The 16,020-nt window shown below is 42.2% G+C and carries 13 protein-coding genes; 11 read left to right on the top strand and 2 right to left on the bottom strand.

Translation table 11 applies throughout. The features are described from left to right. Nucleotides 1-85 precede the first annotated feature (85 nt). Nucleotides 86-580, top strand: a complete 495-nt coding sequence (locus G628_RS0106910) for a low molecular weight protein-tyrosine-phosphatase (protein ID WP_026666903.1) — start codon at nucleotides 86-88, stop codon at nucleotides 578-580. A gap of 31 nt (nucleotides 581-611) precedes the next feature. Next, nucleotides 612-1,976 (top strand): MATE family efflux transporter, encoded by a 1,365-nt coding sequence (locus G628_RS0106915; protein ID WP_027208807.1) that lies wholly within the window; start codon nucleotides 612-614, stop codon nucleotides 1,974-1,976. Here the strand turns inward: G628_RS0106915 and G628_RS0106920 are convergent. Both G628_RS0106920 and G628_RS0106925 read right to left on the bottom strand, forming a co-directional pair. After that, a complete protein-coding gene (locus tag G628_RS0106920) occupies nucleotides 1,973-2,317 on the bottom strand; it encodes a YolD-like family protein (RefSeq protein ID WP_027208808.1) in 345 nt (114 codons plus the stop codon). The genes G628_RS0106915 and G628_RS0106920 overlap by 4 nt on opposite strands. Before the next feature lie 39 nt (nucleotides 2,318-2,356). Further along, entirely contained in the window at nucleotides 2,357-3,622 is a 1,266-nt protein-coding gene (locus tag G628_RS0106925) for a DNA repair protein (protein WP_027208809.1), read from the bottom strand. A gap of 184 nt (nucleotides 3,623-3,806) precedes the next feature. Between G628_RS0106925 and G628_RS0106930 the strand changes: the two genes are divergently transcribed. From G628_RS0106930 to G628_RS0106975, 9 genes are all read left to right on the top strand, one after another. Continuing rightward, nucleotides 3,807-5,384 (top strand): helicase HerA-like domain-containing protein, encoded by a 1,578-nt coding sequence (locus tag G628_RS0106930; protein ID WP_027208810.1) that lies wholly within the window; start codon nucleotides 3,807-3,809, stop codon nucleotides 5,382-5,384. Nucleotides 5,385-5,644: 260 nt separating this feature from the next. Continuing rightward, nucleotides 5,645-6,541, top strand: a complete 897-nt coding sequence (locus G628_RS18910; RefSeq protein ID WP_051199070.1) for a hypothetical protein — start codon at nucleotides 5,645-5,647, stop codon at nucleotides 6,539-6,541. 442 nt (nucleotides 6,542-6,983) lie between these two features. Next, nucleotides 6,984-7,748, top strand: a complete 765-nt coding sequence (locus G628_RS0106945) for a flagellin (RefSeq protein ID WP_027208811.1) — start codon at nucleotides 6,984-6,986, stop codon at nucleotides 7,746-7,748. Between the two features lie 351 nt (nucleotides 7,749-8,099). Then, nucleotides 8,100-9,026: an ABC transporter permease gene (locus G628_RS0106950; protein ID WP_026654626.1), complete on the top strand. Its 927-nt coding sequence runs from the start codon at nucleotides 8,100-8,102 to the stop codon at nucleotides 9,024-9,026. Between the two features lie 17 nt (nucleotides 9,027-9,043). Continuing rightward, nucleotides 9,044-10,102, top strand: a complete 1,059-nt coding sequence (locus G628_RS0106955) for an ABC transporter permease (RefSeq protein WP_026666899.1) — start codon at nucleotides 9,044-9,046, stop codon at nucleotides 10,100-10,102. A gap of 49 nt (nucleotides 10,103-10,151) precedes the next feature. Beyond that, a complete protein-coding gene (locus G628_RS0106960; protein ID WP_026666898.1) occupies nucleotides 10,152-11,141 on the top strand; it encodes an ABC transporter ATP-binding protein in 990 nt (329 codons plus the stop codon). Next, on the top strand, nucleotides 11,138-12,130 hold the full coding sequence (locus tag G628_RS0106965) for an ABC transporter ATP-binding protein (RefSeq protein WP_026654629.1): 993 nt from the start codon (nucleotides 11,138-11,140) through the stop codon (nucleotides 12,128-12,130). The genes G628_RS0106960 and G628_RS0106965 overlap by 4 nt, the downstream gene beginning before the upstream one ends. 38 nt (nucleotides 12,131-12,168) lie before the next feature. Then, a complete protein-coding gene (locus G628_RS0106970; protein WP_026654630.1) occupies nucleotides 12,169-14,043 on the top strand; it encodes a peptide ABC transporter substrate-binding protein in 1,875 nt (624 codons plus the stop codon). A gap of 184 nt (nucleotides 14,044-14,227) precedes the next feature. After that, entirely contained in the window at nucleotides 14,228-15,871 is a 1,644-nt protein-coding gene (locus G628_RS0106975; protein WP_027208812.1) for a SulP family inorganic anion transporter, read from the top strand. Nucleotides 15,872-16,020: the final 149 nt, after the last annotated feature.

The raw sequence follows: 16,020 nt of genomic DNA on the forward strand, positions 1-16,020 counted from the left end.
AAATAACGCTAAAATATGCAATGATATGCCGACTTATAAAAAATTGAAAATAGCATGAATGCTAGGAAATATGAGGATTTAGGGAATGATTAAGATACTATTCGTCTGCCACGGCAATATATGCCGTTCTCCTATGGCAGAGTTTGTATTAAAAGATATGGTGAAAAAGCGCGGGTTGGAAGATGAGTTCTACATCGAATCCGCAGCGACAAGCACAGAGGAGATCTGGCACGGAGTTGGTAATCCCGTGTATCCGCCGGCGAGAGCTAAGCTTAGAGAGCATGGAATAGGAACTTCTGATAATGAGCTTGGTGTTAGTGAGAAGAGAGCCAGGCAGACTGTGCGCGGCGACTATGAGAAGTTCGACTATATAATAGGTATGGATAGCGCCAATATGAGAAATATGCAGAGGATATATGGCGGAGATCCTGAAAACAAAGTGTACAAGATGCTGGATTTTGCGGGAAGAAGCGCTGATGTGGCAGACCCCTGGTATACGGGTAATTTTGATGCTACATGGAACGACGTTGTTGATGGTTGCAACGGTCTTATTTCCAAAGTTATAGGAGCAACAACATAAAAATTATCGCTTACATGGAAGAGGATGCTCGATGAAAAAAGCAGGAAATACAGTTATAGATGAAAAAACACCGCTTCTGGTATTGGCGGGCCCCATGTTCTTGGAGCTCTTGCTGAATACAATGCTTCACAACGTCGATACTGTTATGCTGAGTCATTACAATGAATACGCTGTCGGAGCGGTTGGCAACGCAAACACTATCATGTTTATGATGATCATTCTTTTCAACATCATTGCAACGGCTACAAGTGTAGTTGTTGCGCAGTATCTCGGTGCTAAGATGTATGACCGGATGAACATGATATATACGCTTTCGATTGTTGTAAATCTGGTATTGGGAATCGGGCTCAGTGCGGTGTTTTGTGCCGCAAATCCGTTTATTATGGATTTTCTTCATGTGTCGCCCGAGATGCGTCCGTTCTCGATGACATATATCTATATTGTCGGAGGCGCAGGTTTTCTGATGGCAGTGTCCAATGTTATGCTCCAGATTTTGCGTTGTAACGGATATACCAAGATAGGCATGTGGGTTACGTTTGGCATAAATATTGTCAACATTGTCGGAAATTATTGCTTCCTGTACGGACCGCTTAAGTTTTTGAATATGGGCGTTGCCGGTGTGGCGATATCTACAGTGGTGGCAAGGCTTTTATCTGTGATAGCGCTTATTGTTTTCTTCTATGTGACAAAAACAGGAAGGATTTCCCTTCGCTATCTGATACCGTTTCCGATGAAACTGCTTATAAAAATGATAAGGATAGGCCTTCCTTCTGCGGGTGAGAACCTTACATACAATCTTTATCAGACAACACTTCTTTCCTTTATTAATGCGATGGGAAATGATGCGGTTAATGCAAGGGCATATTGCAATACGCTTATCTCCTTTGCGATGATCTTCTCGAATGCCTCTGCGATGTCAACGCAGATAATTACCGGGCATCTGGTAGGCGCGGGAAAGACTGAAGAGGCATATAAAAGAGTGTTCAAAACGCTTAAGACTTCTATGCCGATCACGATAGCACTGGCATGTATCAATACGATTCTTTGCGGATATACGTTGCGTATATTTACGGATAACCTCAATATAATCGCTCTTGGCAGGACGATAATGATCGTAGACATATTTGTTGAGACGGGACGTTGCCTTAATATGACATTTGTCAGCAGTCTAAAAGCGGCGGGAGCTTATATATTCCCGTTTATAGCCGGAGTTCTGTGTAACTGGGGACTTGGTCTTACTGTAGGATATACGGTCGGAGTCGTGCTTGGGCTGGGCGTTGCCGGAATCTTCATAGGAACGGCAACAGATGAATGTATCAGAGGCCTGATTGTTATGTACTATTGGTATAAGAAGAAATGGCTTGGAAAATCCGTGGTGAGTCGTGGCGTGGACTAGGGCATATAACGAGGGCTGCTTTCTTCAAATTCAATATCAAGAATATCATCAAATTTTATCTTAGTATTTACAATATGAAGTATTCTTGCTACCTCATCAAAGCGGGCGACCATACCTGTTACTTGAAGATATTCACCTTTATTAAAGTAGACACATGTTAAAATTAACCCCTTTTTGATGTTGTGCATTTTCTTATCGAGTTCTTCGGCCATTTCGTCGGAGAGCTCGATTTTTGGTACTTTTATTTTTTCTTTTGCCAAAAGAGCTTCATCAAGTCCCTTAACAGCCTGAAAAGGCAGGAACTGAGCGGCTCTTTTATCCATGGACATTTTTTGCCTCATTTATATATCCTCTGATGAAAACTTGATTCAATCCTCAACTTACGCTTTGTGGCCACCAATCTGATTGTTCCTGTCCCTGGTTGTGGCGCCTTCTTCAAAGTTGAGCCCCTTTAATATCGCGTTTTTACCGAATTTATTCTTTATCTCAAGAACTGCCTTCTGCATGCGTCTGTCTCGTTCGAGGTCGGCGGGAGATACGAAGAAGGAGTACTGAGTATATTCTTCGGGAACGACGTTGTTTGCAACGACGTACATTCTGCGGACAAGATACAGCGGATTGACAATCTGTTTGTAGAGGTCAGCGATTCCGGGAATCAGAAGCATTGATGCATTGGTCTCGGTATCGAGTGAAAATGTACCTTTCGCTGAAGGAATCGGCGTTCCTTTGGCATATCCGACCATAAGGGAAAAAGATTTACTGACAAGTCCTTTGTCGACCATATCAAGACACATCACATCCATCATCTCTTTTGCTATGATAAGTCCTTTTTCATAGCTGTAATCGCTCATAAGGACTTGTCCCTGGCTGAGGGAATGGGAAGAAGAGCTGTAGGCTCTGATGTCGCTTATCGTGACCGGCTCGCGCCCCCACGCGTGGTCTATAAGGAGTTCGGCATTTACGCCAAAAAGTTTGTAGAGAAGATTTTCGTCGCCGTTTGCAATGTCTCTCATTGTGAGCATTCCGTATGTGGCAAGGCGGTTTGCGATACCTTTTCCGATGCGCCAGAAGTCGGTGAGCGGTCTGTGATCCCACAAGGTCTCGCGAAAGCTCTTTTCATCAAGTTCTCCGATAAAATCGGGGGAGTGTTTGGCTGTGATATCAAGAGCTATCTTGGCAAGAAAGAGGTTGCTTCCGATTCCGCAGGTGGCGCGGATTTTTAAGTTCTTGTCTATGTCATCCATTATCTGCCGTCCGAGCTGCTTGGCAGTCATATGGTAGAGATTCAGGTATTCCGTGACATCCATGAACGCTTCGTCGACGGAGTAGACGTGAATATCGTCCTTGGAAATGTACTTAAGGTAGATTGCGTATACTTCGGCGGAGTAATCGAGGTATTTCTGCATTCTGGGAACGGCCATGATGTAGTCGATATTTTTGGGTATCTCAAATACACGGCATCTGTTGTGGACGCCGAGGGCTTTCATGGCCGGTGATACGGCAAGGCATATTGTCTTGTCGGAGCGCTCGGGATCTGCCACAACAAGGCGGGTTGTCATAACATCAAGGCCTCTCTCCGCGCATTCAACCGATGCGTAGAAAGATTTGAGATCTATGCAGATGTAAGTTCTTTCTTTTCCTACCATGAGATAATAATATAGAACAAACGTTCTTGTGTCAAGCGATGTATCAGATTAAAAACGATATACCGCTCTGTTTATTAACATGAAGCCGAAGGCTTGAAATAGGGATTTGGACTTGAGGTGCCATCGTGTTATAATAACCAAAATGGCCAATTGCTATTAATTGAATATGTAAGAGGAGGGGACTATGTTAAAAGACGGAAAGATTTGGATCGCCAACACAGAAGACGGAAAAAATGTATTTCTTTTGCCCAAGATGGCTAACAGGCACGGACTTGTAGCCGGTGCTACGGGAACGGGAAAAACGGTAACGCTTAAAGTTTTGGCGGAATCATTCAGTGACATGGGAGTTCCCGTATTTCTTGCAGATGTTAAGGGCGACCTTTCCGGAATGGTGTGCGAGGGCGCGGATTCTGAAGATATGCAAAAGAGAATCCAAAAATTCGGACTTGCTGAAGCGGGCTTTAAATATCAGAAGTATCCTGCGACATTTTGGGATGTTTTTGGTGAAAAAGGAATACCGCTTAGGACGACAATCTCGGAGATGGGACCACTTCTTTTGGCCAGAATATTGGGGCTTAACGACCTTCAGAGAGATATTCTCTCGATTGCATTTAAGATTGCGGATGACAACAACCTTCTGCTTATCGATACCAAGGACTTAAAGGCAATGCTCAACTACATCTCCGATAATAACAAGGAGTTTGCGGCTGACTACGGCAATATCAGTAAGGTTTCCGTGGCTGCTATCGTAAGAGCGGTGGTATCGCTTGAGATTGCAGGGGGCGACAAGTTCTTTTTCGAACCCGCACTTAATATAAGGGACTGGTTCACAACAGGAAGCGACGGCAAAGGAACGATCAACATTCTTGACAGCACAAGCCTTATAAACAACGGCACTTTGTACGCGACGTTCCTTCTGTGGATGCTTTCGGAGCTTTTTGAAACGCTTCCCGAAGTTGGTGACCTTGATAAGCCTAAGATGGTGTTCTTTTTTGACGAGGCGCACCTTTTGTTTGCGGACACGCCAAAGCCTCTGATGGATAAGATTGAGCAGGTGGTTAAGCTCATTCGTTCCAAGGGAGTCGGTATCTATTTTGTAACGCAGAACCCGAGGGATATTCCGGACGGTGTTCTTGCACAGCTTGGGAATAAGATACAGCATGCACTTCACGCATATACGCCTGCCGATATGAAGGCAGTGAAGGCAGCAGCCGATTCGTTCAGGGAGAATCCGGAGTTTAAGACTGAGGATGTTATCCAGGAGCTCGGAACGGGAGAAGCGGTATGTTCATTCCTTGCAGAGGACGGAACGCCTACCGTATGCGAGAGGGTTAAGATTCTTCCGCCGCAGAGTAAGTTTGGCGGAATCGACGATTCGGTCAGGGAAAAAGAAATCAAGGGTAGCATTTTGTACAGCAAGTATTATGAGCCCGAAGATCCCGATTCTGCGTATGAGTTCCTTGAGCGTAAGGGAATCGCCGATGCGGAAGAGGCTGCCAAGTTAAAGGCTGAAGCTGAAGCAGCTAAGGCAAAAGAAAAAGAGGACGCTGCTGCAGCAAAGAAGAAAGAAAAAGAAGAAGCCGCTGCTGAAAGAAAGAGAAAACAGACGGCTAAGACAATAGGAAATTCAGTAGTTGGAACGGTCGGAAGAGAAGTTGGCAAGACTGTCGGAGGAAAGTTTGGAAAATTCGGAAAGACTCTCGGCGGAAATCTCGGTGCCAGCCTCGGAAGAGGGATTTTATCAACATTATTTAAGTCATGATTTAGAGAACTCACACAAATGGAGAGCGTTTTTACATCAAATAAAAAAGCGCCTTCGAATCCGAAAGACGCATTGTTTTTGGGAGGAGGGGTTGCTGGTGGGGAAACCGGCAACCCGTGTATGAAAAAAAGTATTGTTGGGGGTTCAGAAGGTATGTTCTTCTGACAGTTTTTATGATACATCCCAACTGTTGCCAAATTGTGTCAGAACTCTAAAAGATATATAACGTATTATTAAATAAGTATTGGAGTAAAATAAAAATGTCAGGAAATAATCTAAACAGAAGAGATGCGCATATCCCCAGAGACCGGGACGGATACGGAGGAGGCGATGAATATAGAGAAATAGAGCGATATGAAGACGAATTCAATGAATACAGCGATGATTTCAGCGACAGATATCGCGATGATGACAGATACAGAGATGACTACCGTGATGACTATAGAGACGACGGATACAGAGATGATTATCGCGACGACTATAGAGACAGGGATGACTATAGGGACAGAGACGATTACAGAGATGACTATCGCGACGACTATAGAGACGGAGACGGCTACAGAGACGATTACGATGGCGATGGCAGGGATCGTTACAGGGATGATGATTATGACAGAGACCGTTATGATGATGAAGATCCTGATATGTACAGAAATCGCGGCAGCTATAGAAAAGAAGTCGGAGATATCGATCGCTACAGGGATATAGACAGGAATAAAGAAGATATGGGAAGAGGAAAGAAAAACACTTACATTCCGAGAGATAGAAACAGATTTGTTTTCGGAAAGTTTATCTTTACACTGATGGTTGTTTGCCTTGTTTTGATGATGTTTATCAAGGTTGCACTTCCGAAGCTTGTTAAGAAGGCCAAGAAAGCGGCAGCAGATAAGGCAGTTGAGATCATGTATGACAATGTTGAGAAAATTGCGGGAAAGAATCCCAAGGTAAAAGAAGCACTGGAATCAATGTCTGAAGAAGATAAAGAGAAGGTGAGCGAGATAGTTGCGGAGCACATGGACGCAGAAACTATGACAGATGTCATGGAATACGTGAATAAGAATGATCAGGCCGGACTCGTTGAATATGCGGCAAAGAATTTTTCACCGGAAGAGATGAACGAGTTCAAAGACCTTTATGAAAAATATGGCGACAAGTAATAATGATCAGTAAAAAGAAAAAGAGCTTGCGGCGGTTTATTTAACCGGTCGCAAGCTTAATTTTTTAATTTGTATAAAAAATATCCCTAACACGCAAAAACACCCACGGGGGGACGTGAGTGCCTGCGATTTTCTTATGAGGGGGAGATAGTGATTAGCTCTACAGATTAGAGCAAACTTACATCACTAACTTAATAATAACTATATACTAAAATTGTGTTCAAAAAGTGAAAAAATCCGACTTTTTTTGAAAAAATTTCTAAGCCAGTATCCATCGGGGTTTTTACCTTTTTTGAAATCATTATTTCAATTTTGATTGGAAATTTCGGTAATTCTGTTTCATTTTTACGAATTTGTCATCGAAATTGTATAGATTTTTTTTACGATAATGCTACTATATGTTCAGGAAATTGTTTTTTTGCACTTATAAAAGGAGGTTTATATGAGTAGCGTATCATCTGTCAGCGGATCGGGTTATTCGCCATACTCTGTTATTGCTAATGGCGGAACCTATGTCAGGGCTGCTCAAGGGGCGTCAGAACTTGCAATGCAGGAGAGAACCAAACAGCAGGTGGGGGGACTCGAAGCGGGTTCTGAGAATCTCACATCAGCCGGATCGGCACTTAAGGTCGAAGACGGCGCTATGGGAGAAGTTACCGGGTATCTACAGTCAATCAGGGAATTGTCTGTAAAGGCAATGAACGGAACGATGTCGGACAGTGACAAGAAATCCATTCAGGATCAGATCGATCAGTACAAAAAAGGTATTGAAGATATTGCAAACAATACCACGTACAACGAGAAGAAACTATTAGACGGAACAGCTAAGGATATGACGGTTGCATCTGATGCAAACGGATCATCCGAGACTATATCAGGCTACAATATGACACTTGAATCCCTTGGTATAAAGGACTTTGATGTTACCAAGGATTTTGACCTTAAAGATGTGGACAAGGCTCTTGATAAGCTTTCGGATTCAAGAACCGGAGCAGGAGCTAAGACAAACGGAGTTGAGTATTCTCTTTCATATAATTCTCATGCTGCGTTGGAACTTGATGGTTTCCAGATGGACAAAGAGGAGAAAAACAGCGTGGATGCTTACCAGCAGCTTAAGACAAAGCAGGCGCTGGATGCTTACAAGACAACGCTTCAGAAGAAGCAGCAGGATGACGAAGAGCGCAAATCTATGATGCTTTTCGCATGATTTAAGGTTTACATAAATACAAAAACGTTAAATCTGTCCGTGTATTGCGGACAGATGTTTTTTTGTCACAGATGATTGATATATATTAATCACTTTCATATACTTTTGAGCGAATTTAATCAATCTACTTGACATAAGTTTTGTATTTATTTATCATAATTTTTGCTTGCACGTATTATTTACATAAATACGTGTATATCAAGGTGATAGAACGATACAATGGCGTACGGGCAAGTATGTCATTGTATTTTTTTTTGTGATTTAACGTGGTGCAGTGCTAATGTTATGAACGAAACATCTTGATAACAATTTTTACATTTATATTTAATTAGAGAGACAGGTTGGAGAATTATGAACACAAAGACACTGATGTACATTCTAAAGAGGATTTTGCTTGCAGTTGTTACAGTATGGGTGGTTATAACAGTTACATTTTTTGTAATGCATGCAGTTCCCGGTGGCCCCTTCGTGGGAGAGAAAGCCGTAACCCCGGCGGTTCAGGCGGCTATGGAAGCTAAGTATGGTTTGGATAAGCCTCTTAGCGAACAGTATTTTACTTATCTTAAGGATATCACAAGATTAGATTTTGGTCCTTCACTTAAGAGCAGAGGTCGTTATGTAACAGACATGATCTTTGATGGAATGAAAACTTCTATCAAGCTTGGTGTTATAGCAGCATTCATTGCACTTGCTTTTGGTGTTGTATTTGGCGCTATAGCAGCTCTTAGAAGAAACAAGATTATCGACAGGATAATCATGGTAATCACAACGGCATTTGTATCAATGCCATCATTCATTATGGGTTCTTTGTTACTTGTTGTATTTTCTACCAAGCTTGGATGGTTGCCGGCTAACGGAGCACAGAAGAACGGACTTATTCTTCCTATAATCACGTTGTCGCTTTATCCGATGGCTTATATAACAAGACTTACAAGATCGTCAATGCTTGAAGTTCTTGGTCAGGACTATATCAGAACTGCTAAGGCCAAGGGTGTTTCAGGCGTCAAGATAATCTTTGGACATGCGCTGAAAAATTCGCTTATTCCAGTCATCACATATTTTGGACCTATGCTTGCATACATCGTAACAGGTTCACTTGTAGTAGAGCAGATCTTTGCTGTTCCCGGAATTGGAAGAGCTTTCGTAAACAGCATCACGGGTCGTGATTATCCGCTCGTTATGGGAACAACGATCGTACTTGCTACACTTATCGTAATAATGAACCTTATCGGCGATATTATGTATAAGATTGTCGATCCTCGTATTACATTAGAATGATTGGAGATATTTCAGACATGGATAATAAGATATTAAGCGCACAGGTTAATATGGATGATTTCATTCCTGCAACCGAAGAAGAAAAAGAATATATGGTGCAGATGCGCCCTTCATCAACATTTTTTAAGGATAGTGTTAAGAGACTTCTTAAAAACAAGGTCGCAACTGTTTGTTTCTTTATAATAGTATTAATTACATTGGCAGCAATTTTCGTTCCTATGTTTTGGCCTTATTCATACGACCAGGCTCTCGGAGTTATTCCCGGTAAGCCGGTTGATAACACATTCAACGATCTTGCACCGTTTGAATATGGTAAGGCAGAACTTAAGAGAATTGAAAAAGGAGAGAGCGTTGTTCCTCATATTTTCGGAACAGATGCTCAGGGACGTGACTATTTCATAAGAGTAGTTTACGGAACACGTATTTCTCTTGCTGTTGGATTTTTTGCAAGTATTATCGTTCTTATAATAGGTATGACTATCGGAGCTGTGGCAGGTTATGCCGGCGGCAAAGTCGACCTTATCATCATGAGAATTGTCGATATTATTTATTCACTTCCTGACATGCTGATGGTTATCCTTCTTTCATCGGTACTTAAGGTTGTTCTTGAGGGAGCACTTGATGGAACTGTGCTTTCCAAGATTGGTTCCAACATCATAAGCTTGTTCCTTGTCTTTGGTGTACTTTACTGGGTATCAATGGCAAGACTTATCAGAGGACAGATCTTGTCTCTCAGAGAGCAGGAATATGTACTTGCTTCACAGGCAGCCGGAGCAAAAGGAAAGTGGATTATCTTAAAACATCTCATTCCTAACTGCTTTTCGGTTATAATTATATCAACAGCACTTCAGATTCCCAGTGCGATATTTACAGAGAGTTATCTTTCATTTCTGGGACTTGGCGTAAATGCTCCCATGCCTTCATTGGGATCACTTGCTTCAGATGCGCTTAACGGAATCAATTCATATCCTTACAGATTGGTATTCCCTGCGCTTGTTATTTCACTCATCGTTTTGTCTCTCAATCTTTTCGGTGACGGACTTCGCGATGCGTTCGATCCTAAGCTTGATACTTGATGTGACAAAGTTTTTTACAGTAGACAATATTATGTGGAGATTTTAAAAGATGAGTTTATTAGAAGTTAAAGATCTGCATACCTCATTTTTTACCGACGCCGGAGAGGTTAAGGCAGTTAATGGCGTATCATTTTATTTAGACAGAGGAAAAGTCCTCGGAATAGTAGGAGAGTCAGGTTCCGGAAAATCTGTAACGGCATATTCGATCATGCAGATTCTTGCAGGAGCCGGCAAAATTGTTTCAGGCTCAATAAAGCTTGACGGACAGGAACTTGTTGGTTCAGGTGAGAAAGTCATGAAGACTGTTCGTGGAAATAAGGTTTCAATTATTTTCCAGGATCCCATGACATCACTTAATCCTACATATACAATCGGTCATCAGCTTATGGAGGCAATTCTTCTCCATACTGACAGAAACAGAGAGCAGGCTAAAGAGCGTGCTATCGAGATGCTCAAGCTCGTTAATGTAAACGAACCTGAGAAGAGAATGAATCAGTATCCGTATGAGTTTTCAGGCGGAATGAGACAGCGTGTTATGATCGCTATGGCACTTGCGTGCGAACCCGACATTCTTATCGCTGACGAGCCTACAACAGCTCTTGATGTAACAATTCAGGCTCAGATCCTTGATCTTATGAAGTCACTTCAGAAAGAGCTCGGAATGGCTATTATCATGATCACACATGACCTTGGTGTTGTTGCACAGATGTGTGATGAAGTTATTGTAATGTATGCAGGATCAATATGTGAGCAGGGTACAGCAGATGAGATATTCTACAATCCCCGCCATGAATATACAAAAGGGTTACTTCGCTCAATCCCTACAGAGGGAAAGGAAGGCAAGAAGTTAGAGCCTATCACAGGTACACCTATCGACCTTCTCAATATGCCTAAAGGATGTCCTTTTGCACCTAGATGTGACGCTGCTATGAAAATCTGTCTTCGTGAGAGAGCAGAACGTATGCAGATCAATGATGATCATGCAGCATGTTGCTGGATGAATGTTAAGAAGCAGATGGAAGGCGGTGAACCACAGTGAGCGAAAATATTAATAATGAAAAAAATCTCGTTGAAATAAAACATTTAAAAGAGTACTTTAATATTAATGTAGGATTTTTTAAATCAAAGTATTTAAAAGCTGTTGATGATGTTTCATTTACAATAAAGAAGGGTGAAACACTCGGACTTGTAGGTGAGTCCGGATGCGGTAAGACTACAGTAGGAAGAACAATATTAAACTTATATAAGCCTACAGCCGGAGAAATCTGGTACGACGGTAAGCTAATTAAGACAAAGAGTGATATCAAGGAATTCAGAAAAAAGGCAACAATGGTATTCCAGGATCCATATTCTTCATTGAATCCCAGAATGACTGTTTCCGATATTATCGGAGAGCCTCTTGATATTCACAAGCTTTATGCTACAAAGGAAGAGAGAAGAGAGCGTATTCTTGAGCTTATGAGCTATGTAGGTCTTAACAGTGAGCATGCTTCAAGATATGCGCATGAGTTCTCAGGCGGACAGAGACAGAGAATTGGTATTGCAAGATCTCTTTCCGTAAACCCTGAGTTTATAGTCTGCGATGAGCCTGTATCAGCTCTGGACGTTTCAATCCAGGCACAGGTTATAAATATGTTTGATGAGCTTCAGGATAAACTTGGACTTACATACTTGTTTATCGCTCATGACCTCTTGGTTGTAAGACATATTAGCGATAGAATAGCGGTTATGTACCTCGGTAAGATGGTTGAGCTTGCAGATGCTGATGAGATCTACTTGCATCCGCTTCATCCATACAGTAAGTCTCTTCTTTCCGCGGTTCCTATTCCGGATCCTAAGATTGCAAGAGCAAACCAGAGAATTGTACTTTCGGGTGATATCCCAAGTCCTCTCAATGCTCCTTCAGGATGTCCTTTCCGTACCAGATGCCCTTATGCAAAAGCAGATTGTGCAGAGAGTATGCCTGAATTTAAGGAAGTTAGCAAAGGTCACTTTGTTGCGTGTCATCATGTAGAAGACGCCAACTAAATGATATATTACATTCATAATTCAGAAGGAGGAAAATTATGAAAAAGAAATTGCTCTCAGTACTTCTTGCTTCCAGCATGTTACTGAGCCTCGCTGCTTGCGGAAAATCATCTGACGCCGCAAATGAAGCAGGATCACAGGCAGCTGCAGATTCAGCAGCGCAGGAAACATCAGCAGCAAAGCCTGCTGAAGAAAAAAATTCAGGTATTATCAATGTTTGTATCGGCTCAGAGCCTCAGTCACTCGATCCGGCAATCAACTCTACAGTTGATGGCGCAACAGTAATCAGCCATCTTTTCTCAGGCCTTGCAAAATGGGGCGCTGATGCTAACGGAAAAGCTGAGCTTCAGCCTGATTGTATAGAAGGATTTACAGAAGGCGTTAAGAACGACGACGGAACTGTTACATACACATACAAGCTTAGAGATGGCCTTAAGTGGTCAGATGGTAAGGATTTGACAGCAGGAGATTTCGTATATTCATGGAACCGTGCTGCAGGAACAGAACTTGCTGCTGACTATTGCTACATGTTCGATGTAATCGTAGGTTACGACGAGATGTGGGCTGACAATGCAAAGGGTGATGAGAAACTTAAAGTTGAAGCACCCGATGATAAGACTATCGTTGTTACACTTAAGAACGATGTTCCTTACTGGAACGAGCTTCTTGCTTTCCCTGCATACATGCCTGTTCGTGAGGACGTTGTATCAAATGAGAGCTGGGCTGCAGAACCAAGCGGATACATCTGCAACGGACCTTACACAATCAGCGATTGGCAGCACAACTCAGTTATCAAGGTAACTAAGAGAGATGATTTTGTTGACGCAGCTGATATAACAATTAATGAGATTAATTTCTATCTTTCTGATGATCAGAACAACATGCTTGCTAACTTTGAGAACGGATCATGGGAGTTCATCGATGATGTTCCTACAAACGAAATCCCTAACCTCAAAGAGAACTATCCCACAGAGTTCAAGGTAGAAGGTCAGCTTGGAACATATTTCATTTGCTGGAATATCAACAAGAATCTCCTTCCTAAGTCAAGCAAGCTTACAGGCGTTGAGAAGATAAGAGCAGAGGAAGAAATCCGTAATGCATTTGCTCTTCTTATCGACAGAAACTACATCGTAAATGACGTAGCAAAGGGTGGACAGGTTCCCGCTTCTTCATTCGTTGCTATGGGTCTTACAGATGCTGACGGATCACAGTTCTATGAGAACGCAGGTCCTGATCCCAGCTATGTTGGATACTATGATGTAAAAGAAGATGCTTATGAAGCAAACTGGGAGAAGGCTCTCACAACACTTAAGAAGTATTACACATTTGATGAAGCTACACAGAAGTTCACAGATGTTCCTACAATCATGTACCTCTACAACACAAGTGAAGGACACAAGGCTATTGCAGAAGCTGTTCAGTCTACACTTGCAGGTATCGGTATTACAATGAACCTCGAGAACCAGGAGTTTGCTACTTGCGTTGAGACTCGTAAAAAGGGTGATTACTATGTAGCACGTCACGGTTGGCTCGGTGATTACAATGATCCTATTTCATTCCTTGATATGTGGACATCAGGATCAGGTAACAACGACGTTCAGTATGGTAAGGGTGCTAACGCTGATGTTAAGGCATACAGCATTGACCTTACAGACCTTGGATATGAGACAAAGGTTGAGAACGGAACATGGGCTGAGACTTATGATGTTGTAATTAAGGATATTAAAGAGTGCACAGATACTAAGACTCGTTATGAGCTTATGCACAGAGCAGAAGATCTCCTTATGTCAACAGGATGCATCTGCCCTATCTACTTCTACACAGATATCTACATGGTAGATGACAGTGTAAGCGGATTCTACTCAAGTCCTCTTGGATTTAAGTTCTTTATGCACGCAAAAGTTAACAAGTAATAGAATACGTGTTATAATATGAAACGCCGCCTCGGTATTCCGGGGCGACGTTTTTTGTGCAGAGCACTTAGCGAGGTTTTTTCGAGCTTAGTGCGAGCCATGGGTGAACACTTAACGAGCGGCAGCGAGTTTAGTGAGAATCCCAATTACAGAGCACAAAGTATCTTATTCAAGGGAGATTATTATGGAAAACGAAAGACTAAAACCCATGCTGTTTACTGTTATAAAAGGCTATAACGGCAAGCAGTTCTCACAGGACCTGATTTCAGGAATCATTGTTGCGATTATTGCATTACCACTCTCAATCGCACTTGCACTTGCATCGGGAGTAGGACCTGAAGAGGGACTATATACCGCGATTGTAGCCGGATTTATCATTTCATTTCTTGGCGGAAGCAGAGTACAGATTGCAGGACCTACTGCAGCTTTTGCTACTATAGTTGCAGGAATTGTTGCAAGTAAGGGAATGGAAGGACTTGCGCTTGCTACGATATTTGCAGGTGTTATTCTTGTTTTAATGGGTGTATTCAAACTCGGATCACTTATCAAATTTATTCCTTATACCATTACTACAGGATTTACGGCAGGTATTGCTGTAACTATTTTTGTCGGTCAGATCAAGGACTTTTTGGGCCTTACTTATCCGGCAGGAACCACAACGGTTGAGACAGTAGAGAAGCTTGAGGCAATCGGAAAAAATATTTCTACGATAAATTACAGCGCTCTTATTGTCGGTGTAATATGTCTTGTTATCCAGATTGTCTGGCCTAAGATAAATAAGAAGATACCCGGATCGCTCATTGCGGTTATTGTCGGTATTCTTATGGTTAAACTCCTTAATATGAATGTTAATACTATCGGCGATCTTTATGAGATAAAGGGACAGCTCCCGGCACTCAGATTTCCGGCTTTCAGTTATAAGACACTTAGAGAAGTTGCGGGAGATGGCTTTACCATCGCGATCCTTGCAGCTATCGAATCTCTTTTGTCCTGTGTTGTTGCAGACAGCATGATTGATTCCAAGCACAGATCAAACATGGAACTTGTTGCACAGGGTGTAGGTAATATCGGTTCTGCTTTATTCGGCGGAATCCCTGCTACAGGTGCTATCGCACGTACCGCTGCAAATATCAAGAACGGTGGAAGAACTCCTATTGCAGGTATGATTCACTCAATATGCCTTGTTCTTGTACTTGTTGTTCTTATGCCTTTTGCGGCACTTATTCCTATGCCGACAATTGCGGCAATTCTTTTCATGGTTGCATATAATATGTGCCAGTGGAGAACTTTCGTACATTTGTGTAAGACAGCGCCCAAGAGCGATATCCTTGTACTTGTAATGACTTTTGTGCTTACGATCGTATTTGACCTTGTTGTTGCTATTGAGATCGGTATGGTTGCGGCTTGCGTTCTTTTTATGAAGAGAATGAGCGAAGAATCAAGGGTCAAAGGCTGGAAGTACTATGATCCCGAGGATGATCCGGACGGAACAGGCCTTAGAGATATTCCTAAGCACGTTCGTGTGTATGAGATAAGCGGACCTATGTTCTTCGGTGATGCCGAGCAGATTGCGGCTATCGGATTTAAGGAATTCACAAGAGTTCTTGTTATCCGTATGAGAGGTGTTCCGGCTATCGATGCGACAGCTATGCACTCTTTTGAAGAACTCTACAACAGATGCAAGAAGAACAATGTAACTCTTGTATTCTCACACGTGAACGAGCAGCCTATGAGCACTATGGAAAAGGACGGATTCGTAGATCTTGTCGGACGTGAGAATTTCAGACCACATATAGATGATGCCCTTGCCAGAGCGGCAGAGCTGTAAAAAATATTACAATCTGTATTGCTAAAAAAGATGTTTGGTTTTTGCTTAGGTATTGATTACGAAAAGCAAGTGCCGGACATCTTTTTAATTGAAAATTTCGGATAGGAGTTATAAGTTTTTTGTCTTATTGATTGATATAAAATTGACAA

The organism is Butyrivibrio hungatei NK4A153 (assembly GCF_000424465.1).
Classification (GTDB): domain Bacteria; phylum Bacillota; class Clostridia; order Lachnospirales; family Lachnospiraceae; genus Butyrivibrio; species Butyrivibrio hungatei_A.

Bases quoted from the DNA above. Each gene is read 5' to 3' on its own strand.
- G628_RS0106910 (WP_026666903.1), top strand. From the start codon at position 86: ATGATTAAGATACTATTCGTCTGCCACGGCAATATATGCCGTTCTCCT.
- G628_RS0106915 (WP_027208807.1), top strand. From the start codon at position 612: ATGAAAAAAGCAGGAAATACAGTTATAGATGAAAAAACACCGCTTCTG.
- G628_RS0106920 (WP_027208808.1), bottom strand. From the start codon at position 2,317: ATGAGGCAAAAAATGTCCATGGATAAAAGAGCCGCTCAGTTCCTGCCT.
- G628_RS0106925 (WP_027208809.1), bottom strand. From the start codon at position 3,622: ATGGTAGGAAAAGAAAGAACTTACATCTGCATAGATCTCAAATCTTTC.
- G628_RS0106930 (WP_027208810.1), top strand. From the start codon at position 3,807: ATGTTAAAAGACGGAAAGATTTGGATCGCCAACACAGAAGACGGAAAA.
- G628_RS18910 (WP_051199070.1), top strand. From the start codon at position 5,645: ATGTCAGGAAATAATCTAAACAGAAGAGATGCGCATATCCCCAGAGAC.
- G628_RS0106945 (WP_027208811.1), top strand. From the start codon at position 6,984: ATGAGTAGCGTATCATCTGTCAGCGGATCGGGTTATTCGCCATACTCT.
- G628_RS0106950 (WP_026654626.1), top strand. From the start codon at position 8,100: ATGAACACAAAGACACTGATGTACATTCTAAAGAGGATTTTGCTTGCA.
- G628_RS0106955 (WP_026666899.1), top strand. From the start codon at position 9,044: ATGGATAATAAGATATTAAGCGCACAGGTTAATATGGATGATTTCATT.
- G628_RS0106960 (WP_026666898.1), top strand. From the start codon at position 10,152: ATGAGTTTATTAGAAGTTAAAGATCTGCATACCTCATTTTTTACCGAC.
- G628_RS0106970 (WP_026654630.1), top strand. From the start codon at position 12,169: ATGAAAAAGAAATTGCTCTCAGTACTTCTTGCTTCCAGCATGTTACTG.
- G628_RS0106975 (WP_027208812.1), top strand. From the start codon at position 14,228: ATGGAAAACGAAAGACTAAAACCCATGCTGTTTACTGTTATAAAAGGC.